Raw genomic sequence first — 21,111 nt, 5'->3', positions numbered from 1 at the left:
TTTAGCCCACTTTGACCATGTGAGGTGGGGCAGCACGATCGCCTGGCTGGTGGTCCAGGTCGCGGCTGACCAGCAGCAGGACCTCGGCCGAGGCATCAGACACCTGAGCCTTGTAACCGGCGATGGAGCGGGCGAAGACGTTGTAGATGACGACTGCCGGAATTGCCGCTACCAGGCCCAGGGCGGTGGCCAGCAGTGCTTCGGCGATACCCGGGGCAACCACGGCGAGGTTGGTGGTCTGGGTTTTGGCGATGCCGATGAAGCTGTTCATGATGCCCCATACGGTACCGAACAGACCGACGAACGGGGCGGTGGAACCGATGGTTGCCAGTACGCCGGTGCCACTGCTCATGTTGCGGCCGCTGGCGGCTACCAGGCGCTCAAGGCGGAAGCTGACGCGTTCCTTGATACCTTCTTTCTCGCGGGTATTGGCCGACAGGCGCATTTCATCCAGGGCATCGTGGACCAGGATATGGGCCAGGGTGCCTTCTTTATTGGCGCTGTCGCTGGCTTCCTTGAGGGTGGTGGCACGCTTGAGTGCAGCAATCTCGCCACGCAGGCGGCGCTTGGCGCCCATCAGCTCGAAGCCTTTGGCGATCCAGATGGTCCAGGTGATGATCGAGGCGATGGCCAGGCCGATCATGACGATCTTGACCACGATGTCGGCGTTTTTGTACATGCCCCACGGCGACAGGTCGTGGGCCATGCCCAGGCTGGTATCTTCAACCAGTGCTTCAACGCTTTCGTCGGCCGGGTTGGCTGCCTGGCCGTCGATCGGGGCAGCGGCAGGTGCGGCAGCCGGATCGGTCGGTGCTGCAGCCTGTTCGGCGCCTGGTGCGGCCGGTGCTACGGCTGCAGCTGGAATGACGGGGGCAGTGGTCGGCTCATCGGCCAGGGCGGCGGGTGCCATTACCAGGCTGAACATCAGCGCGGCAATGGCGCGCCATGCGCGCGACATGGTTGGCGAAGCGGAAGGTTGGATACGTGTCATGCTGGCCTGACCTGATGAAGAAGAAAGAGGTGCTTGTCCTTCCAGGCCTCGAGACAGGCCGAGAACAAAATTGGGTGGCCATTATTGCAAGTAATTCTTGTTAGCAGAAGTAATAAAGTTACTTTTTTTCCACTATAGCTAGCCGCCTATCGATTTATTTGGATAGGCTGGGCCTTTGATTTGCGGAGTTTCGGGATGTCTGCGCCCTCAGTTCTGATCGTCGGTTGTGGCGATGTCGGTGGCCGTCTGGCCAAGCAATTGCTGGCTTCTGGCTGGCCGGTGAGCGGCTTGCGCCGCAGTGTTGGCCAATTGCCAGTTGGGGTGACGGCTATCGCTGCCGACTTGAATGATCCGCGCTGTCCGCCCGAGTGGCCGGTTGACGCGCCGGATTACCTGGTCTACAGCGTCGCGGCGAGCCAGCATGACGAAGCCGGTTATCAGTCAGCTTATGTTGAGGGCTTGCGCCGCGTGCTGGGCTGGCTGGCCGAGCGCGGGCAGAAGCCGCGGCGGCTGTTGTTTGTATCGAGCAGCAGCGTGTATGCGCAGAAGGATGGTGAGTGGATTGACGAAACCGCTGCCGTGGAGCCCGAAGGCTATTCCGGCAGGGTAATGCTCGAAGCCGAGCAGCTGGCGCTGGCCAGTGGCATTCCAGGCACCATCGTGCGCCTCACGGGGATCTACGGCCCGGGCCGCGAATGGTTGCTGAGCCAGGTACGCCAGGGCTATCGGGTGACTGAAGAGCCGCCGCTGTACGGCAACCGTATCCACGCTGAAGACGCGGCCGGGTTGCTGGCCTTTTTGCTCAAGGCCGATCACCAGGGCAAGGTCCTGGAAGATTGTTACATCGGTGTCGATGACGCGCCGGCGCCGCTGTTCGATGTAGTCGCCTGGCTGCGCGAGTACATGGGCGTTACCCAGTGGTCGGAGCAGGAGCGGGTGCGGCGTACCGGCAGCAAGCGTTGCAGCAACGCCCGGGCCCGGGCACTGGGCTGGGCGCCACAGTACCCTAGCTACAAGGAAGGCTATGCGGCCATCCTTGCCGGTAGCAATTAACCCTTACTGACGCTCAAGCAGCCAGCGGCGAGTGCCAGGATGCAGATCCGGCATCTCGTCGGCCTGGGCCTGATTGACGGCCTGGAAGATTTCCAGCTGTTTGCCGTCACGCTTGAAGATCCACGGGTTGCCTTGCTGATTGCGCTCCAGCCACAGGCTGTCGTACTCGCCGCTCATGGCCGCGCAGTCGCCAGCCAGGCACAGGGCGTAGCGATCCAGGCCGGGCAGGCCGTCGAGGCTGCCATTGGCGCGAAAATGCGCAATCGTCCCCTGTCCGGGGCCTTCGATGATCTTCCAGTTGCCACCCAGGTAAGCCTTGTACAGCTCGGTTTCGAAGGTGGTGCCAGCTGGCGCATCAATCGGGGCCGGGGTTTCGGCGCGCTGGAAACTCTGCTGCGGATTGGCGTCACTGGCCGCTTGAACCAGTTCGTCGCCGTCCAGGCTCAGCGTTTCGACATAGTTGCCGTAGAAATCGACTTCCCACTGGTCGTCCTTGAGCGCCTTGAGCTTGCCGTCCCCGGCTTCGAAGCCGTTGCTGAAGGTGGCCTGGGCGGCGGCAATGTTGACCTTCCACTCAAGGTTCGGGCCATTGGCGAGCAGGGCCTGGCGCAGGTTGACGCCTTTGGCCGCAGCATCGATGGCGTTCTGATTGATCCAGGTACCGTTGAGGTCTTCCGGGCTGTGGCTGGCGCAGCCGCTCAACAGGGTGGCGAGCAGCGACAGGGCGAGCGCGTAGCGCATGGCGGGGGTCCTTGCAGGGGCGGGGGATGAAGGCGCACCGGGCGGTGCGCCTTCAGGGGGTATTACTCGATGACCAGGATGGCATCCATTTCAACCTGCGAACCCTTCGGCAGGGCAGCAACGCCAATGGCGGCGCGGGCCGGGTACGGCTGGTCGAAGTACTTGCCCATGATCTCGTTGACCTTGGCGAAGTGGCTCAGGTCGGTGAGGAAGATGTTCAGCTTGACGATGTCCTTGAACGAACCGCCGGCGGCTTCAGCAACGGCCTTGAGGTTTTCGAAGACCTGAACGGTCTGGGCTTCGAAGCCTTCGACCAGTTCCATGGTTTTCGGGTCCAGCGGGATCTGCCCGGACATGTACACCGTGTTGCCGGCCTTGATCGCCTGGGAATAGGTACCGATGGCGGCTGGGGCCTTGTCACTGGTGATGACGGTCTTGGTCATGATGACTCCTTGCTGTTATTGGGCTACGCACGCATGCGGGTGATTCGGATCACCCCGGTCAGGGCGCGCAGTTTCTTGATCACGCGTGCCAGGTGCACTCGGTCGTGCACGCTGACCACCAGTTGGACCACGCTGATGCGACCATCGCGTTCATCCATGCTGATTTTCTCGATATTGCCGTCGGCGGCATTGACGCTGCTGGCCAGCAGGGCGATCAGGCCGCGCTGGTGCTCCAGCTCGACGCGCAGTTCGACGTTGAATTCGCCGGTGACATCCTTGGCCCAGGACAGCTGGATGCACTTTTCCGGGTTGTGGCGGATTTCGCTGATGTTGCGGCAGTTTTCCAGGTGCACCACCATGCCTTTGCCCGCCGACAGGTGCCCGACAATCGGGTCGCCCGGGATCGGCGTGCAGCATTTGGCGTAGCTCAGTACCAGGCCTTCGGTGCCGCGGATCGCCAGCGGGCCCTCCGGGCTTGGCAGTTGCTCGCCTTCGGTGGACAGCAGGCGGCGGGCCACCACATAGGCCATGCGGTTGCCCAGGCCTATGTCTTCGAGCAGGTCCTCGATCAGCTCCAGGCGGTATTCGCCGAGCATGGCCTGGATGCGCTCCTGGGGAATCTTGTCCAGGGCACTGTCGAAACCGTTGAGGACCTTGTTCAGCAGGCGTTCGCCAAGGCTGATGGACTCCGAGCGGCGCTGCAGCTTGAGCGCATGGCGGATGTGCGTGCGGGCCTTGCCGGTCACCACGAAGTTGAGCCAGGCCGGGTTCGGCCGCGCGCCCGGGGCGCTGACGATCTCGACCGTCGAGCCGCTCTGCAGCGGTTCGGACAACGGTGCCAGGCGGCGGTTGATGCGGCAGGCAATGCAGCTGTTGCCGACGTCGGTGTGCACCGCGTAGGCAAAGTCGACCGCCGTGGAGCCTTTGGGCAGCTCCATGATCCGGCCTTTGGGCGTGAACACGTAGACCTCGTCCGGGAACAGGTCGATCTTCACACTCTCGATGAATTCGAGGGAGTTGCCCGCACGTTGCTGCATTTCCAGCACGCCTTTGACCCACTGGCGCGCCCGGGCATGGGTGCCCTTGGGCTGCTCGTCGTCACTGGACTTGTACAGCCAGTGGGCGGCGATGCCGTTGTTGGCCATCTCTTCCATTTCGCGGGTGCGGATCTGGATCTCGATCGGTACCCCGTGCATGCCGAACAGCGTGGTATGCAGCGACTGGTAGCCGTTGGCCTTGGGGATCGCGATGTAATCCTTGAAGCGCCCCGGCAGCGGCTTGTACAGGTTATGCACGGCGCCGAGCACGCGGTAGCAGGTGTCGACCTTGTCGACGATGATACGGAACGCGTAGACGTCCATGATCTCGTTGAAGGCCCGGCGTTTGCCGCGCATCTTCTTGTAGATGCCATAGAGGTGCTTCTGCCGGCCGCTGACTTCGCCCTCGATACCGTCGACCGCCAGGCAGTGGGCCAGCGACTCTTCGATCTTGTTGACGATTTCCTTGCGGTTGCCGCGGGCACGCTTGACCGCCTGGTAGATGCGCGCCGAACGCATCGGGTGCATGGCCTTGAAACCGAGGTCTTCGAACTCTACGCGCACACTGTGCATGCCCAGGCGGTTGGCGATGGGCGCGTAGATTTCCAGGGTTTCTTTGGCGATGCGCCGGCGTTTTTCGCCGGACAGCACTTCGAGGGTGCGCATGTTGTGCAGGCGGTCGGCCAGCTTGACCAGGATCACGCGGATGTCCCGGGCCATGGCCATGGCCATTTTCTGGAAGTTTTCCGCCTGGGCTTCGGCCTTGGTCTCGAAGTTCATCTGGGTCAGCTTGCTGACGCCGTCGACCAGTTCGGCCACGGTTTCGCCAAATTGCGAGCTGAGCGCTTCCTTGGCGATGCCGGTGTCTTCGATCACGTCATGGAGCATGGCCGCCATCAGGCTCTGATGGTCCATGTGCATGTCGGCAAGGATGCTTGCCACCGCCAGCGGATGCGTGACGTAGGCTTCGCCGCTGCGACGGCGCTGGCCGTCGTGGGCTTGTTCGGCGTAGAAATACGCCCGGCGCACCAGGTTGACCTGGTCTGCGCCGAGGTAGGTCGACAAGCGATCGGCGAGGGCGTCTATGCTCGGCATGGGATTACCTCTTGCCAAGGGACGGGGACCGGCGCCGTACTACGTCGACCAGGCATGGGCTTAGACCGCCTCGTTGGCCTCGTCACCCTCGCCGAACGCGAAGATCGGATCTTCTTGCGTGCGGATATCCTGTTCGGCCATGAACTCAGGGGTGCAGATGCCTTCAGCGATTTCGCGCAGGGCAACGACGGTAGGTTTGTCGTTTTCCCATGCCACTTTCGGCTCTTTGCCGCCGGTGGCCAGTTGACGGGCACGTTTGGTGGAGAGCATGACCAGCTCAAAACGGTTATCCACGTGTTCTAGGCAGTCTTCAACGGTTACGCGGGCCATGGTCTTCCTCAAGTAGCAAATGCGGTGTTCAGCCCGAATGGGCGAGCGGACTCGATAGTTTAAAAAATCACCAGCCTTTATGGAAGCGCTGATTTCATTTCGAGCCCTTGATACCCCGACGATAACCATTTCAAGGGCTCTAGCACAACTGTCTTGTATGCGTGCTCAATTCAATAGCATCGCGGGGCAAGCCCGCTCCTACAGTGGTTCTGTGGGAACGGGCTTGCCCCGCGAGGACGATTTCACTGGCGACCCAAGGCGTCACGCAGGCGCGGGGTCAATTCGTCGAACAGCGTCTGCACCGAACGCAAGGCCCGGCAATCCGGCCGGGTCAGCAGCCACAGTTCGGTATCGCAACCGGGCAGCGGATCGCTCAACTGCTCCACCCCCGGCAGGGTATGGGCCATGTAGTCGGGCAGGGCGGCAACGCCCAGGCCGGCACTGACCAGTTGGGCAATTGCCGAAATCCCGCTGCAGCGGTATTTGGGCATCACCCCGGGCATGTGCTCGCTGCGCCAGACCACGGTCGGGTGATCCTGCATGGCGTCGTCCGGGGCGATCCAGGCCACGCTGGCAGGGTTTTCAGTCAGGCGTTCGCGAAACTCCTCGCGCCCACAGATCACGTAGGACGCCGCCCCCAGGCAACGTCCGACCAGATGCTCCGGCGGCGTATTGGTCAGGCGCAGGGCCAGGTCGGCATCCCGCCGGCTGAGGTTGGCAAAGGTATTGGAGGTCGCCAGCTCCAGCGACAGTGCGGGATACGCTGGCATGAACTCGGCCAGCGCCGGCAGCAGCAGGCTGTGCAGCACGGCGTCGGTGCAGGTCAGGCGCACTGTGCCGCTGACCACCTGTTCACCATGCTCCAGTGCCACGCGCGCGGCATCCAGCGCCTGTTCGGCGCGCTCGGCCTGCTCGGCCAGGGCCTGGGCGGTGCCGGTGGGGATGTAACCCTTGCGGCTTTTGACGAACAACGCGGTACCCAGGGCGGCTTCCATGCGCCGGATCGAACGAAAAACAGTCGATACATCGACCTTCAGCAGCTCGGCGGCCTTGGCCAGGGAGCGGCCGCGGACCAGAGCGAGCACCAGTGAAAGGTCGGCGTGGCTGATCTGATATTGCATGGATGCACTCTTTGCTTGCCTAAATGCCAATGTCTGTTGCGTGGGGGCCATTCTATAGTGAGGCGGCAGTCGTGAATCAAGTCGCGACGTTGTCAGATAAATCTGGAACGTCCGTGCGAAGCCACGGCGTTCAGCTGTTCCCCACGATGGGACCACTTAAAAGAACAAATGAAACCATCGCCGCTCCCGATAGCGCAGTAGTACCTCCTCCATGTCGTTCGATAAAAAATCAAAGGATGCCTAGCCATGACGTCGGTCTCCCCGTGCGCCATCCCTCTCGATGAGATGGGCGAATTTCTCCAGGCCCACCCTGAGGTGCAATTTGTCGATCTGCTGATTGCAGACATGAACGGCGTGGTGCGCGGCAAGCGCATCGAGCGTGCAAGCCTGGTTAAAGTCTACGAAAAAGGTATCAACCTGCCGGCTTCGCTGTTTGCCCTGGACATCAACGGCTCGACCGTCGAAAGCACCGGCCTGGGCCTGGACATCGGCGATGCCGACCGCATCTGCTATCCGATCCCCGGCACCCTGGCCTACGAGCCCTGGCAGAAGCGCCCGACCGCGCAATTGCTGATGACCATGCACGAGCTGGACGGCACGCCGTTCTTCGCCGACCCGCGGGAAGTGCTGCGCAGTGTGGTGGAGAAGTTCGATGCGCTGGGCCTGGATATCTGCGCGGCGTTTGAGCTCGAGTTCTACCTGATCGACCAGGACAACCTCAACGGCCGTCCGCAACCGCCGCGTTCGCCGATCTCCGGCAAGCGCCCGCAGTCGACCCAGGTGTACCTGATCGACGATCTCGACGAATACGTCGATTGTCTGCAGGACATGCTCGAAGCGGCCAAAGAGCAGGGCATCCCGGCGGATGCGATCGTCAAGGAAAGCGCCCCGGCGCAGTTCGAGGTCAACCTGCACCACGTCGCCGACCCGATGAAGGCCTGCGACTACGCAGTGTTGCTCAAGCGCCTGATCAAGAACATCGCCTACGACCATGAAATGGATTCCACCTTCATGGCCAAGCCCTATCCGGGCCAGGCGGGCAACGGCCTGCACGTGCACATCTCGTTGCTGGACAAGAAAACCGGCAAGAACATCTTCACCAGCGAAGACCCCGAGCAAAGCGAGACCCTGCGCCACGCTATCGGCGGCGTGCTGGAGACCATGCCGGCATCGATGGCCTTCCTCTGCCCGAACATCAACTCCTACCGCCGTTTCGGTGCCCAGTTCTATGTGCCCAACGCACCCAGCTGGGGGCTGGACAACCGCACCGTTGCGGTCCGCGTGCCGACCGGCAGCAGCGATGCCGTGCGCATCGAGCACCGTGTCGCCGGTGCTGACGCCAACCCGTACCTGATGATGGCGGCGATTCTCGCCGGTATCCATCACGGCCTGACCAACCAGATCGAGCCGGGAGCGCCTATCGAAGGCAACTCTTACGAGCAACTGGAACAGAGCCTGCCGAACAACCTGCGCGATGCGCTGCGAGAGCTCGATGACAGTGAAGTGCTGAACAAGTACATCAGCCCTGACTACATCGATATTTTTGTCGCCTGCAAGGAAAGCGAGATGGCCGAGTTCGAGGTGTCGATTTCCGACCTCGAATACAACTGGTACCTGCACACGGTGTGACGCCGGAGAGAACAACAATGACAACAGCACCACGCCAACACTGGGAACAGCTTTTCCAGGGCCTGAACATCGAAGGCCGTGCCTTTATCGACGGCCAGTACTGCACCAGTGTGTCTGGCGAGACCTTCGAGTGCACAAGCCCGGTCGACGGTCGCCAACTGGCGCACATCGCCAGCTGTGACAGCGCCGACGCCGAACGTGCGGTGGCCGTTGCCCGGCGCAGTTTCGACAGTGGTGTCTGGGCCAACCAGGCCCCGGCCCAGCGCAAGCGGGTGCTGATCGCCTTTGCTGATTTGCTGCTGGCAAACGCCGAAGAACTGGCATTGCTGGAAACCCTGGACATGGGCAAGCCGATTGCCGATTCCCTGAGCATCGACATTCCGGCGGCGGCCAACGCCATTCGCTGGAACGCCGAAGCCATCGACAAGATTTACGACGAAGTTGCTGCGACCCCGTCCGACCAGCTGGGTTTGGTCACCCGCTCGCCGGTCGGCGTGGTCGCGGCCATTGTTCCGTGGAACTTTCCACTGATGATGGCCTGCTGGAAACTCGGCCCGGCCCTGGCCACCGGTAACTCGGTGATCCTCAAGCCGTCCGAAAAGTCGCCGCTGACCGCCATTCGTATCGCCCAACTGGCGATCGAAGCGGGCCTGCCGGCCGGCGTCCTCAACGTGCTGCCAGGCTATGGCCACACCGTCGGCAAGGCCCTGGCCCTGCACATGGACGTCGACACCCTGGTGTTCACTGGCTCCACCCGTATCGCCAAGCAGCTGATGGTCTACGCCGGTGAGTCGAACATGAAGCGGGTCTGGCTCGAAGCCGGTGGCAAGAGCCCGAACATTGTCTTCGCCGACGCCCCGGACCTGCAGGCCGCCGCCGAAGCTGCGGCCAGCGCCATTGCCTTCAACCAGGGCGAGGTATGCATTGCCGGTTCGCGCCTGCTGGTCGAGCGCAGCATCAAGGCGCGCTTCCTGCCGATGGTGGTCGAAGCCCTCAAGGCCTGGAAACCCGGCCATGCGCTGGACCCGGACACCCGCGTCGGCGCCCTGGTGGACACCACCCAGCTGGATACCGTGCTGGGTTACATCGAAGCCGGCAAGGCTGACGGTGCCACCCTGGTCATTGGCGGCGAGCGTGTCCTGGAAGACACCTGCGGTGTTTACGTGCAGCCGGCGATCTTCGACGGCGTCACCAATGCCATGCGAATCGCTCGCGAAGAAATTTTCGGCCCGGTGCTGTCGGTGATCACTTTCGACAGCGCCGAAGAAGCCATCGCCATCGCCAACGACTCGCCTTTCGGCCTGGCCGCGGCGGTATGGACCAGCAACATTTCCCGCGCCCACAACACCGCTCGCGCCCTGCGTGCTGGCAGCGTCTGGGTCAACCAGTACGACGGCGGCGACATGACCGCGCCGTTCGGCGGCTTCAAGCAGTCGGGCAATGGCCGGGACAAATCGCTGCACGCTTTCGACAAATACACCGAACTCAAGGCGACCTGGATCAAGCTGTAAGGGAGGGTGAACCCATGCAAACTACCGCCGCAATGCCGCCTTTGATTGGCGTTTCCGCTTGCCGCCAGCAACTGGGCAAGAACTCGTCGCACACCGTTGGCGACAAATATGTCGAGGCCGCAGGTTTTGCCGGGATCCCGCTGATCCTCCCGGCACGGGCCGAGCCCAGCGACCCGCGCCGCGTATTAGAGCGGCTCGATGGCATTCTTTTTACCGGTTCGCCTTCAAATGTCGAGCCGCATCATTACAATGGCGCCCCCAGCGTGGAAGGGACCAGGCACGACGTGTTTCGCGATCGGCTGACCCTGCCGCTGCTGCAGGCCGCGATTGCCGACGGCGTGCCGGTGTTCTGCATCTGCCGCGGATTCCAGGAACTCAACGTGGCCCTCGGCGGCACCCTGCACCAGCGGGTGCAGGAGCTGCCTGGTTACCTGGATCATCGCGAGCCGCAGGATGCCCCGCTGGAAGAACAATACAGCCTCCGTCACCTGGTTACTGTCCAGCCCGGCGGGCTGTTCGAGCGCCTGGGGATGGAGCACAGCTTCATGGTCAATTCGCTGCACAGTCAGGGTATCGATCGCCTGGCTGACGGCTTGCGAGCCGAGGCATTGGCCCCCGATGGACTGATCGAGGCGGTGTCCATGGATGACGCCCCAGGCTTTGTGGTCGGTGTGCAATGGCACCCCGAGTACCGCTTTGCCGACAACCCGGTCTCGCTGCGCCTGTTCCAGGCGTTCCGTGAGGCATGCCTGGCCCATGCCATGGGCGAGCAGATCCGGGAGAAGACCCTATGAGGTCAACCGGTTGATCCGGGCTTGAAGTACCACGCAACAGGTTTCAGTGAGTGAAAGCGGACACCCTGCGGGGCGTCCTGAAAAACAATACCAATATTGGCGGCAACTACTCATGAGTGAACACAAAGCAGGCCTGTCCCCAGGTGAGGGCGGGCGATCCAAGGGGCTGGCCAAGGGCCGGCTCGGACTGCTGGCCAGCATCGTGCTGGGCATCTCCACCATCGCCCCGGTCTATACCCTGACCGGCGCGCTGGGACCGACCGTGCGTGAAGTCGGGGCTCACCTGCCGGCGGTATTCATCGTTGGCTTCCTGCCGATGCTGCTGGTGGCCCTGGGTTACCGCGAACTGAACGCGGCCGAGCCGGACAGCGGTACTTCCTTTACCTGGTCGGCGCGGGCCTTCGGCCCGATGATCGGCTGGATCGGCGGCTGGGGGCTGGTCACTGCGACCACCATCGTGCTGTCCAACCTGGCCGGGGTGGCCGTCGACTTCTTCTATCTATTCCTTGGGCAGATCACCGGCAGCCACGAGGTGGCTGCGCTCAGCGACAACTTGCTGATCAATGTGGTCACCTGTTGCGTGTTCATCGCCATGGCGGTGTGGATCTGTTGCCGCGGCATCGCCACGACCATGACCGTGCAGTACGGCCTGGTGGCATTGCAGCTGGTGGTGCTGGTGGGCTTTGCCATGGCTGCGTTTGGCGAGTCTTCGGCGACGCCGCCGCTGGCGTTCGACCTGGACTGGTTCAACCCCTTCGGCGTTGAATCGTTCTCGGCTTTTACCGCCGGCCTGTCGCTGTCGATCTTCATCTTCTGGGGCTGGGACGTGTGCCTGAGCATCAGTGAAGAGTCGGTAGGTAGCGGTGACACCCCCGGCCGCGCGGCCACTCTGACGGTACTGTTGATTCTCGGCCTGTACCTGGTCACGGCGATTGCCACGCTGCAGTTTGCCGGTATCGGTGATATTGGCCTGGGCTTGAACAACCCGCGCATCCAGGAAAACGTCTTCGCTCACCTGGCCGGTCCGGTCATGGGCCCGTTGGCGATCCTGATGTCGATCGCTGTGTTGGCCAGCACTGCTGCCTCGCTGCAGTCCACCTTCGTGTCGCCAGCACGTACGCTGCTGGCCATGGGTTACTACGGGGCCGTGCCTGAGCGTTTCGCCAGTGTCTGCCCGCGTTCGAAAACCCCGCGTTATGCCACCATCTGCGCTGGCGTTGCAGCAGGCGTGTTCTACGTGACCATGCGCACCCTCAGCGAGAACGTCCTGGCTGACACCATCACCGCCCTGGGCATGATGATCTGCTTCTACTATTCGCTGACCGCCTACGCCTGTGTCTGGTACTTCCGCCACAGCCTGTTCGACAGCCTGCGTCACTTCCTGATGCGCGGCCTGTGCCCGCTGCTCGGCGGCGGCATCCTTTCGGTGATCTTCCTGCAGACGGCCATCGACAGCGCTTCGCCGTCGTTCGGCAGCGGTTCGCATGTGGGTGGGTTGGGACTGGTGTTCGTGATCGCAATGATCATCACCGTGCTCGGACTGGTGCTGATGATGCTGTCCCGCCTGCGTGCGCCGGCGTTCTTCCTGGGCATGACCTTGCACCGTCACGCCACGGTCTCCAGCCGCCGTTAAGCGGCTGGAGGTGCCGGTTGCTCAGGCAAGCAATTGCTTGAGCAGCTGGCCATGACGCTGCTGCTGATTGGCCTGCAGCAAGCGATTGGCGCGGAACACCGCCTTGAGGTCTTCCAGTGCCGTGGCGAAGTCATCATTGATGATGACGAAGTCATATTCGTCGTAGTGACTCATTTCGCTCACCGCTTCACGCATCCGTCCTTCGATGATCTCGTCGCTGTCCTGGCCGCGGTTGGTCAGGCGCTGGCGCAGGGCCTCCTGGGTCGGCGGCAGGATGAAGATCGATCGCGCCTCGGGCATCAGCTTGCGCACCTGCTGGGCGCCTTGCCAGTCGATCTCGAGGATCAGGTCCCGGCCTTGGTCAAGGGCCTGCTGCAGCGCGCTGCGCGAAGTCCCGTAGAAGTTACCGAAGACCTCGGCCTGCTCGAGGAAGTCGCCTTGCTCGATCATCAGCTTGAACTCGGTATGCTCGACGAAGTGGTAGTTCACGCCGTGCACTTCGCCCGGGCGCATGGCCCGGGTGGTGTGCGAGACCGATACCTGGATGCTGTTGTCAGCGTCGATCAGGGCTTTGACCAGGCTGGTCTTGCCGGCGCCGGAGGGGGCCGAAACGATATAAAGGGTGCCGCTGCTGTGATTCATGGTCGGGGTGGCCTTACTCAATGTTCTGTACTTGTTCACGCATCTGCTCGATCAGTACCTTGAGGTTGACCGCGGACTGGGTGCTGCGTGGGTCGAAGGCTTTGGAGCCCAGGGTGTTGGCTTCGCGGTTGAGCTCCTGCATCAGGAAGTCCAGGCGCCGGCCGGCGGCGCCGCCGGACTTGAGCACCCGGCGCACTTCGGTGACGTGGGTGCTCAAGCGGTCGAGTTCTTCGGCAACGTCGCTCTTTTGCGCCAGCATGACCATCTCTTGCTCCAGGCGCTGCGGGTCGAGCTCGGCCTGCATGTCACTGAAGCGGTCGAGGATCTTCTGCCGTTGGGCGGCGAGCATCTGCGGTACCAGGACGCGCAGGGTGGTGACCTCGCTGGCCATGTTGTCCAGGCGCTCGTTGATCAATCGGGCCAGCTCGGCGCCTTCGCGGTTACGGCCATTCTTCAGTTCGTTCAGGGCCTCTTCGAACAAGGCCATGGCTTCGCTGTTGAGCGCCTGCGGGTCGGCGGCATCAGCCACCAGCACGCCCGGCCAGGCCAGTACTTCGAGCGGATTGAGCGGTGCTGGCTGCTTGATCAGGCTGGCGACTGTCTCGGCGGCGGCAACCAATTGCGCGGCGCGCTCGCGATCAATCTGCAGGGCCTTGCCGTTATTCTCTTCGTTGAAGCGCAGGGTGCACTCGACCTTGCCGCGCGACAGGCCCTGGCGCAAGCTCTCGCGCACAGCACCTTCGAGGTCGCGGAAGGCTTCTGGCAGGCGCAGGTGCGGCTCCAGGTAGCGATGATTGACCGAGCGCAGTTCCCAGATCAGGGTGCCCCGGCTACCGGCGCGCTCGACACGAGCAAAAGCGGTCATGCTGTGCACCATGGGAAGTACCTCGCGCAATAGATGAAGGAAAGCCAACGGCTGAAGGCGCAGGATTGTAGCGCAGTGCAGCGCTGGCTCCCAATCCACTGATGTTACAAACCCTTGGGCCGTTCCCGGAAAAACCCGACCTGCGGCCCTGGGCCGTCTGTTTCGGGGCCTGCGACAATAGGCATGTCCTCATCGCCCGGCGCGCTCTATAATGCTGGGCAGATTCAAGTCCAGTACAGGTATCCCAAATGAAACGTCCAAGTGGTCGCGCTGCCGATCAGCTTCGCTCGATCCGCATCACCCGCAACTACACCAAACACGCCGAGGGGTCAGTACTGGTCGAGTTCGGTGACACCAAAGTCATCTGTACCGTCAGTGTCGAGAACGGTGTCCCGCGCTTCCTCAAAGGTCAGGGCCAGGGCTGGCTGACTGCCGAATACGGCATGTTGCCGCGCTCCACCGGCGAGCGTAACCAGCGCGAAGCCAGCCGTGGCAAGCAAGGCGGGCGCACCCTCGAAATCCAGCGCCTGATCGGCCGTTCCCTGCGCGCCGCGCTGGACATGAGCAAGCTGGGCGACATCACCCTGTACGTCGACTGCGACGTGATCCAGGCCGACGGCGGCACCCGCACCGCATCGATCACCGGCGCCATGGTTGCCCTGGTCGACGCTCTGCGCGTGGTCAAGAAGCGTGGCGGCCTGAAGGGCGGCGACCCGCTCAAGCACATGATCGCTGCCGTTTCGGTGGGCATGTACCAGGGTGAGCCGGTGCTCGACCTGGATTACCTCGAAGACTCGGCCGCCGAGACCGATCTGAACGTGGTGATGACCAGCCAGGGCGGTTTCATTGAAGTCCAGGGCACTGCCGAAGGCGCGCCATTCCAGCCGGAAGAGCTCAATGCCATGTTGGCATTGGCGCAAAAAGGCATGGTCGACCTGTTCGAACTGCAGCAAGCCTCGCTGGCTGACTGAATTCAACCCGGGCAAGGAGCAGAATATGACCGAGCAGCCGTTGCAGTTGCCTACCCCCAATGCCGAAGTGCGGCAGTGGGCAATGTTCTGCCACCTGGCCGCGCTGTTGGGCCTGGTCTTTCCCTTCGGTAGCCTGTTGGGGCCGTTGGTGATGTGGATCTGGAAGAAGGACGTCGATCCGTTTGTCGATGCCCAGGGCAAGGAAGCGTTGAACTTTCAGATCACCGTGTTCATTGCCTCGATCATCTGCGCCGTGCTGATGTTCGTGCTGATCGGTGTGGTGTTGTTCGGCATGCTGATGATCGCCGTGCTGATCCTGACCATCATGGCCGGGGTCAAGGCCAATGACGGCCAGCCTTATCGCTACCCGTTGACCTGGCGGCCGATCAAATAATGATCAGCTGAATGTTGCAGTGACAAAAAAGCCGACGCGAAGTCGGCTTTTTTGTGGCTGAGCAAATCAGATGGTCAGCGTCCAGTCGTAGTCCACGATCAGCGGCGCGTGCTGAGAAAAGCGCGGCTGGCGTGGCAGGCGTGCGCTGCGCACGAAACGGCGCAGGCCCGGGGTCAGCAACTGGTAGTCGAAGCGCCAGCCCAGGTTGAGCATCTCGGCTTGCTCGTTGTCTGGCCACCAGCTGTACTGGTCGCCTTCACGGCTGACTTCGCGCAGGGCATCGACATAACCCATGTTGCCGACAATCTCGTCCATCCAGGCGCGTTCCGGCGCCAGGAAGCCTGGAGATTGCTGGCCATCTCGCCAGTTCTTGACGTCGAGTTTCTGCTGCGCCACGTACAACGAGCCGCAATAGATGTATTCACGACGCTTGCGCCGTTGCTTGTCCAGGTACTTGGCGAAGTCGTCCATCAACTTGAACTTCTGGTTCAAGTCTTCATCGCCGTTCATTCCCGAAGGTAGCAACAGGGTTGCGATACTTACCTTGTCGAAATCGGCCTGCAGGTAACGTCCGTAGCGGTCGGCTGTCTCGAAGCCCAGGCCGCTGATGACTGCCTTGGGCTGCAACCGCGAATAAAGTGCCACGCCGCCTTGGGCGGGAACTTCTGCGTCGCAGGCATAAAGGAAGTAGCCATCGAGCTGGAAAGCTGGGTCGTCGAGTTCAAAGGCCGAGGCGCGGGTATCCTGAAGGCAGATGACGTCAGCATTCTGGGCTTGTAGCCAGCTGAGCAAACCACGCTCAACGGCAGCCTGAATGCCATTAACGTTCACACTGATGATCCGCATAAATGGCCCCAAAAATCTCGTGCGTGTATGATACCCGAGCTGTACTCAATTAGCTAAATCCGTGGTATCCGGGACTCTTCATGCAGCCGTATCAGCGCGACTTCATTCGTTTTGCCATCGACCGCGGGGTTCTGCGCTTCGGTGAATTCACCCTCAAGTCCGGGCGCACCAGCCCGTACTTCTTCAATGCCGGCCTGTTCAACAGCGGCTCGGCCCTGGCTCAGCTCGGGCGTTTCTATGCTGCGGCGATCGTCGACAGCAAGATCCCCTTCGACGTGCTGTTCGGCCCGGCCTACAAGGGTATCCCCCTGGCGGCAGCCACTGCCGTGGCCCTTGCCGAGCACCATGACCTCGACCTGCCATGGTGCTTCAACCGCAAAGAGGCCAAAGCCCATGGTGAAGGCGGTAGCCTGGTCGGCGCGCCGCTGACCGGCGATGTACTGATCATCGACGACGTGATCACTGCCGGCACTGCCATCCGCGAAGTCATGCAGATCATCCAGGGTCAGCAAGCCAAGGCTGCTGGCGTGCTGATCGCACTGAACCGCCAGGAGCGCGGCAACGGTGAGCTGTCGGCGATCCAGGAAGTCGAGCGTGACTTCGGCATCCCGGTGGTGAGCATCGTCTCGCTGACCCAGGTGCTGGAGTTCCTCGCCGACGACCCGGCGCTCAAGCAGCACTTGCCGGCCGTCGAGGCCTACCGGGCGCAGTACGGTATCTGAAGCCAATAAAAAAAGGCGACCATAGGGTCGCCTTTTTTTGTGCCTCATCGCGGGTCAAGCCCACTCCCACAGGCTCTGTAGGAGCGGGCTTGACCCGCGAAAGGGTTTAACGCGGCTTGTGATTGGTAATCAGGGTACCCACACCGCTGTCGGTGAAGATCTCCAGCAGCACCGCGTTCGGCACCCGGCCATCGATGATGTGCGAGCTGTTGACCCCGCCTTGCACCGCTTCCAGTGCGCAGCGGATCTTCGGCAGCATGCCGCCGTAGATGGTGCCGTCGGCGATCAGTTCGTTGACCTGCTCGGTGGTCAGGCCGGTGAGCACGGTGCCTTGCTTGTCCATCAGGCCGGCGATGTTGGTCAGCAGCATCAGCTTTTCAGCCTTCAGCGCTTCGGCCACTTTACCTGCCACCAGGTCGGCGTTGATGTTGTACGACTCGCCATTGGCGCCCACGCCGATTGGCGCGATCACCGGGATGAAGTCGCCTTTGACCAGCATGTTGAGCAGGTCGGTGTTGACCCCGACCACTTCGCCCACATGACCGATGTCGATGATTTCCGGGGTGGTCATCTCTGGCGTCTGACGGGTGACGGTGAGCTTCTTCGCACGGATCAGCTCGGCATCCTTACCGGTCAAGCCGATGGCGCTGCCGCCATGACGGTTGATCAGGTTGACGATGTCCTTGTTGACCTGGCCGCCGAGGACCATCTCCACCACGTCCATGGTTTGCGCGTCGGTAACGCGCATGCCATCGATGAAGTGGCTTTCGATCGACAGGCGCTTGAGCAGGTCACCGATTTGCGGGCCGCCGCCGTGCACCACCACCGGGTTGATGCCGACGGCTTTCATCAGCACCACATCGCGGGCAAAACCGGTTTTGAGCTCTTCGCTCTCCATCGCGTTGCCGCCGTATTTGATCACCAGGGTCTTGCCGACAAAGCGGCGAATGTAAGGCAGCGCTTCGGACAAAACCTGGGCGACATGGGTGGCGGCATCGCGATCGAGGGTCATGCAGGGCTCCAGTTGGAACAGGGGGTCGGTCAGAACTTGGGTTGCAGGTCAGGGGCAACGCGCTTCAGTTGGGCGCGGAATACCTCTTTGATACGCTGCAGTTCGGCGTCGTTGTCGGCCTCGAAGCGCAATACCAACACCGGCGTGGTGTTGGAGGCGCGAACCAGGCCCCAGCCGTGGGGGTAGTCGACCCGCACACCATCGATGGTGGTCAGGTTGGCGTCGTTGCCCCAGTCGGCGTTGCGTTGCAGTGCATCAATGATGCTGAATTTACCCTCGTCGGTCACATCAATATTGATTTCCGGCGTGCAAATATCGTTCGGGAACGCAGCAAACAGCTGTTCGGCATCGGTTTTGGCCTTGCTGAGGATTTCCAGCAGGCGTGCGGCGCTGTAAATGCCGTCGTCAAAACCATACCAGCGCTCCTTGATGAAGATGTGACCGCTCATCTCGCCTGCGAGCAAAGCACCGGTCTGCTTCATCTTTTTCTTGATCAACGAGTGGCCGGTCTTCCACATTAGTGCGCGGCCACCGTATTGCTCGATCAACGGGGTCAGGCGACGGGTGCATTTGACGTCGAAGATGATCTCGGCGCCCGGATTTCTCTCAAGTACGTCCTGAGCGAACAGCATCAGCAGGCGGTCCGGGTAGACGATGCTGCCGGTGTTGGTGACCACGCCGACGCGGTCGCCATCGCCGTCGAAGGCCAGGCCCAGGTCGGCACCGGTTTCCTTGACCTTGGCAATCAGGTCGACCAGGTTCTCAGGTTTGCCTGGGTCCGGGTGGTGGTTGGGGAAGTTGCCATCAACCTCGCAGAACAGCGGGATCATCTCGCAGCCCAGGGCTTCGATGAGCTGGGGAGCGATCACGCCGGCCGCACCGTTGCCGCAGTCGACGACCACCTTGAGCTTTTTCCCCAGCTTGATATCACCGGTGATCTGCTTGAAGTAGCGATCGAGGATTTCGACTTTCTCGACGCTGCCTTCGCCACGGCTCAGGTCGTTGCTTTGCAGGCGGGTCAACAACGCCTGGATCTGTTCGTTGGCCAGGGTGTCGCCGGCTATGACGATCTTGAAGCCGTTGTAATTCGGCGGGTTGTGGCTGCCGGTGAGCATCACCCCGGACTTGCCGGCCAGCACGTTGGCGGCGTAGTACAGGGCAGGGGTCGGTACCAGGCCGACATCGCTGACCTTGCAGCCGGCTTCGACCAGGCCCTTGATCAGTTGCTCGACCAGCATCGGCCCGGACAGGCGGCCGTCACGGCCGACCGAGATGTTCGGTTCACCCTGGGCGAGGGTTTGTGCGCCGATGGCGCGACCGATCCAGTAGGCGGTTTCGGCGGTGAGGGTGTCACCGACCACGCCACGGATGTCATAAGCGCGGAAGATGCTGGCGGGAAGTACAGGTACCAGGTGTGCCATGTCGTTCATCTCTGGGGAGCTCCAATTTAGAGGGCGTGCAGGGCAGGCTCAAACTGAACGCTTTGACGGCCATTTCGCCAGAGAGTTCGCCATCCTTGGCTCGCGCTGGGCAACCGACGGATCAATGGCTACCGGAATGGCCGAAACCGCCAGCGCCGCGCTGGCTTTCGTCGAAGGCTTCGACGATATCGAAATGCGCCTGTACCACCGGTACCAGCACCAGCTGCGCGATGCGCTCGCCGATGGCGATGGTGAACGGGGTCTGGCCGCGGTTCCAGCAGGAAACCATCAGCTCGCCCTGGTAGTCGGAGTCGATCAGGCCGACCAGGTTGCCGAGGACGATACCGTGTTTGTGGCCAAGGCCCGAGCGCGGCAGGATCAGTGCTGCCAGGCCCGGATCACCGATGTAGACCGACAGGCCGGTAGGGATCAGCAGGGTCTGGCCAGGCTCGAGGACGGTGTCTTGCTTGAGCATGGCGCGCAGGTCGAGGCCGGCCGAACCCGGGGTGGCGTACTGTGGCAGCGGGAAGTCGCTGCCGATGCGTGGATCGAGAATCTTGGCTTGTAGAGCGTGCATGCGAAATTAAACCTGGTTGAGACGTTCGGCGATGAAAGCGACCAGCTGGCGGGCGATCTTGCCCTTGCTGGTCTGCGCGAAAATAGTTGCGTGAAGTTGACGGTCGATGACGCTGCAGGCGTTCTCCTCGCTGTTGAAGCCGATGCTGGGGTTGGCCACATCGTTGGCGACAATCAGGTCGAGGTTCTTGTCCTTGAGCTTGCGCGCGGCGTAATCGAGCAGGTGTTCGGTCTCGGCGGCAAAGCCGACGCTGAACGGGCGATCGGGGCGGGTGGAGATGCTGGCGAGAATGTCCGGATTACGGACCATCTGCAGCAGCAGGCCGTCACCTGTCGTAGGGTCTTTCTTGAGTTTTTGCGGGGCCACAACCTCTGGGCGGTAGTCTGCGACTGCTGCCGAGGCGATGAACACATCGCAGGGTATGGCCGCTTCGCAGGCGGCGAGCATGTCGCGGGCGCTGACCACGTCGATGCGGGTGACACGATCGGGCGTTGGCAAGTTCACCGGGCCGGTGACCAGGGTTACCTTGGCGCCGGCTTCGACAGCCGCTTCGGCCAGGGCAAAGCCCATTTTCCCCGAGCTGTGGTTGGTGATGTAGCGCACCGGGTCGATGTTTTCCTGGGTCGGGCCAGCAGTGATCAGCACGTGCTTGCCGGTCAGCGACTCGCGCTTGAAGGTCTCGGCGGCGCACCAGGCCAGGTCAGTGGCTTCGAGCATGCGGCCCAGGCCCACGTCGCCACAGGCCTGGCTGCCGGAGGCCGGGCCGAACACCTGGATATCACGGCTTTGCAGCAGCTCCAGGTTGGCCTGGGTGGCCGGGTCGCGCCACATCGCCTGGTTCATCGCCGGGGCCACGGCCACAGTGGCGTCGGTAGCCAGTACCAGGGTGGTCAGCAGATCGTCGGCAACACCCTGTGCCAGGCGCGCGAGCAGGTCGGCGGTGGCTGGGGCAATCAGCACCAGGTCGGCCCACTTGGCCAGTTCGATATGGCCCATCGCCGCTTCGGCAGCAGGGTCCAATAGGTCCATGTGCACCGGATGCCCGGACAAGGCCTGCATGGTCAGTGGGGTGATGAATTCGGCGCCGCCACGGGTCATGACGACGCGTACTTGGGCGCCGTGTTCCAGGAGTCGGCGAACCAGCTCGGCACTCTTGTAGGCGGCAATGCCGCCGCCGACGCCGAGAACGATGCGCTTCCGATACAGCCGCTGCATAGGCTTGCCTTTTGCTCAGTGATTACACGCGGCGACGACGCCTCCCCAGGCCGGTTCGTCGCGTAAAA

20 protein-coding genes and 1 pseudogene are annotated in these 21,111 nt (G+C 62.2%); 8 read left to right on the top strand and 13 right to left on the bottom strand.

The features are described 5' to 3' along the window. Position 1 precedes the first annotated feature (1 nt). Complete coding sequence (exbB, locus tag ABM562_RS04740; protein ID WP_460421022.1) at positions 2-991, bottom strand: tonB-system energizer ExbB; 990 nt, start codon at positions 989-991, stop codon at positions 2-4. A gap of 195 nt (positions 992-1,186) precedes the next feature. Between exbB and ABM562_RS04735 the strand changes: the two genes are divergently transcribed. After that, positions 1,187-2,044: an SDR family oxidoreductase gene (locus tag ABM562_RS04735; protein ID WP_233673830.1), complete on the top strand. Its 858-nt coding sequence runs from the start codon at positions 1,187-1,189 to the stop codon at positions 2,042-2,044. Between the two features lie 3 nt (positions 2,045-2,047). Here ABM562_RS04735 and ABM562_RS04730 read toward each other — a convergent pair whose 3' ends face one another. The 5 genes from ABM562_RS04730 to ABM562_RS04710 form a co-directional block, all read right to left on the bottom strand. Beyond that, positions 2,048-2,785, bottom strand: coding sequence for a hypothetical protein (locus ABM562_RS04730; protein ID WP_115084663.1), 738 nt, complete (start codon positions 2,783-2,785; stop codon positions 2,048-2,050). Positions 2,786-2,847: 62 nt separating this feature from the next. Continuing rightward, positions 2,848-3,228: a RidA family protein gene (locus tag ABM562_RS04725; protein WP_003229509.1), complete on the bottom strand. Its 381-nt coding sequence runs from the start codon at positions 3,226-3,228 to the stop codon at positions 2,848-2,850. A 23-nt stretch (positions 3,229-3,251) separates the two neighbouring features. After that, complete coding sequence (gene spoT / locus ABM562_RS04720) at positions 3,252-5,360, bottom strand: bifunctional GTP diphosphokinase/guanosine-3',5'-bis pyrophosphate 3'-pyrophosphohydrolase (RefSeq protein WP_045199568.1); 2,109 nt, start codon at positions 5,358-5,360, stop codon at positions 3,252-3,254. A gap of 60 nt (positions 5,361-5,420) precedes the next feature. Then, complete coding sequence (rpoZ, locus tag ABM562_RS04715; RefSeq protein ID WP_115084664.1) at positions 5,421-5,690, bottom strand: DNA-directed RNA polymerase subunit omega; 270 nt, start codon at positions 5,688-5,690, stop codon at positions 5,421-5,423. Positions 5,691-5,932: 242 nt separating this feature from the next. Next, positions 5,933-6,811, bottom strand: coding sequence for a LysR family transcriptional regulator (locus ABM562_RS04710; protein WP_115084665.1), 879 nt, complete (start codon positions 6,809-6,811; stop codon positions 5,933-5,935). 246 nt (positions 6,812-7,057) lie between these two features. Here ABM562_RS04710 and ABM562_RS04705 point away from each other — a divergent pair, with 246 nt between their 5' ends. The 4 genes from ABM562_RS04705 (at position 7,058) to ABM562_RS04690 (ending at position 12,378) form a co-directional block, all read left to right on the top strand. Continuing rightward, positions 7,058-8,440, top strand: coding sequence for a glutamine synthetase family protein (locus tag ABM562_RS04705; protein WP_010225896.1), 1,383 nt, complete (start codon positions 7,058-7,060; stop codon positions 8,438-8,440). A 17-nt stretch (positions 8,441-8,457) separates the two neighbouring features. After that, complete coding sequence (locus ABM562_RS04700; protein WP_134065214.1) at positions 8,458-9,951, top strand: aldehyde dehydrogenase; 1,494 nt, start codon at positions 8,458-8,460, stop codon at positions 9,949-9,951. 14 nt (positions 9,952-9,965) lie between these two features. After that, a complete protein-coding gene (locus tag ABM562_RS04695; protein WP_134065212.1) occupies positions 9,966-10,745 on the top strand; it encodes a gamma-glutamyl-gamma-aminobutyrate hydrolase family protein in 780 nt (259 codons plus the stop codon). 112 nt (positions 10,746-10,857) lie between these two features. Continuing rightward, complete coding sequence (locus tag ABM562_RS04690) at positions 10,858-12,378, top strand: APC family permease (protein WP_115084668.1); 1,521 nt, start codon at positions 10,858-10,860, stop codon at positions 12,376-12,378. A 21-nt stretch (positions 12,379-12,399) separates the two neighbouring features. Here the strand turns inward: ABM562_RS04690 and gmk are convergent, their stop codons facing one another. Together gmk and ABM562_RS04680 are read right to left on the bottom strand one after the other, a co-directional pair. Continuing rightward, positions 12,400-13,020 (bottom strand): guanylate kinase, encoded by a 621-nt coding sequence (gmk, locus tag ABM562_RS04685; RefSeq protein WP_115084669.1) that lies wholly within the window; start codon positions 13,018-13,020, stop codon positions 12,400-12,402. 13 nt (positions 13,021-13,033) lie between these two features. Further along, on the bottom strand, positions 13,034-13,897 hold the full coding sequence (locus ABM562_RS04680) for a YicC/YloC family endoribonuclease (RefSeq protein ID WP_233673828.1): 864 nt from the start codon (positions 13,895-13,897) through the stop codon (positions 13,034-13,036). 236 nt (positions 13,898-14,133) lie between these two features. On the opposite strand from ABM562_RS04680, the gene rph reads away from it, so the two are divergent. Continuing rightward, complete coding sequence (gene rph, locus ABM562_RS04675) at positions 14,134-14,856, top strand: ribonuclease PH (RefSeq protein WP_115084671.1); 723 nt, start codon at positions 14,134-14,136, stop codon at positions 14,854-14,856. A 25-nt stretch (positions 14,857-14,881) separates the two neighbouring features. Continuing rightward, positions 14,882-15,250 (top strand): DUF4870 domain-containing protein, encoded by a 369-nt coding sequence (locus ABM562_RS04670; RefSeq protein ID WP_115084672.1) that lies wholly within the window; start codon positions 14,882-14,884, stop codon positions 15,248-15,250. A 66-nt stretch (positions 15,251-15,316) separates the two neighbouring features. On the opposite strand, the gene ABM562_RS04665 is transcribed toward ABM562_RS04670, so the two are convergent. Next, positions 15,317-16,096 carry an exodeoxyribonuclease III gene (locus ABM562_RS04665; protein WP_010225880.1) on the bottom strand — a complete coding sequence of 260 codons (780 nt, stop codon included), beginning with the start codon at positions 16,094-16,096 and terminating at the stop codon, positions 15,317-15,319. 80 nt (positions 16,097-16,176) lie between these two features. Between ABM562_RS04665 and pyrE the strand changes: the two genes are divergently transcribed. Next, positions 16,177-16,818 (top strand): orotate phosphoribosyltransferase, encoded by a 642-nt coding sequence (gene pyrE / locus ABM562_RS04660; RefSeq protein ID WP_010225878.1) that lies wholly within the window; start codon positions 16,177-16,179, stop codon positions 16,816-16,818. Positions 16,819-16,924: 106 nt separating this feature from the next. Here pyrE and argB read toward each other — a convergent pair whose 3' ends face one another. The 4 genes and pseudogenes from argB to coaBC form a co-directional block, all read right to left on the bottom strand. Further along, on the bottom strand, positions 16,925-17,830 hold the full coding sequence (argB, locus tag ABM562_RS04655) for an acetylglutamate kinase (RefSeq protein ID WP_115084673.1): 906 nt from the start codon (positions 17,828-17,830) through the stop codon (positions 16,925-16,927). A 29-nt stretch (positions 17,831-17,859) separates the two neighbouring features. Continuing rightward, positions 17,860-19,236, bottom strand: a pseudogene (locus ABM562_RS04650) (phosphomannomutase/phosphoglucomutase); the annotation flags it as partial. A gap of 136 nt (positions 19,237-19,372) precedes the next feature. After that, on the bottom strand, positions 19,373-19,828 hold the full coding sequence (gene dut / locus ABM562_RS04645; RefSeq protein WP_134065210.1) for a dUTP diphosphatase: 456 nt from the start codon (positions 19,826-19,828) through the stop codon (positions 19,373-19,375). Between the two features lie 6 nt (positions 19,829-19,834). Continuing rightward, positions 19,835-21,043, bottom strand: coding sequence for a bifunctional phosphopantothenoylcysteine decarboxylase/phosphopantothenate--cysteine ligase CoaBC (gene coaBC, locus ABM562_RS04640; RefSeq protein WP_115084676.1), 1,209 nt, complete (start codon positions 21,041-21,043; stop codon positions 19,835-19,837). Between the last annotated feature and the right edge of the window lie 68 nt (positions 21,044-21,111).

The sequence above is a fragment of the Pseudomonas sp. ZL2 genome (assembly GCF_054788455.1).
Note: the sequence above shows the minus strand (reverse complement) of the source record. Positions and strands in the feature narration are given on the sequence as shown.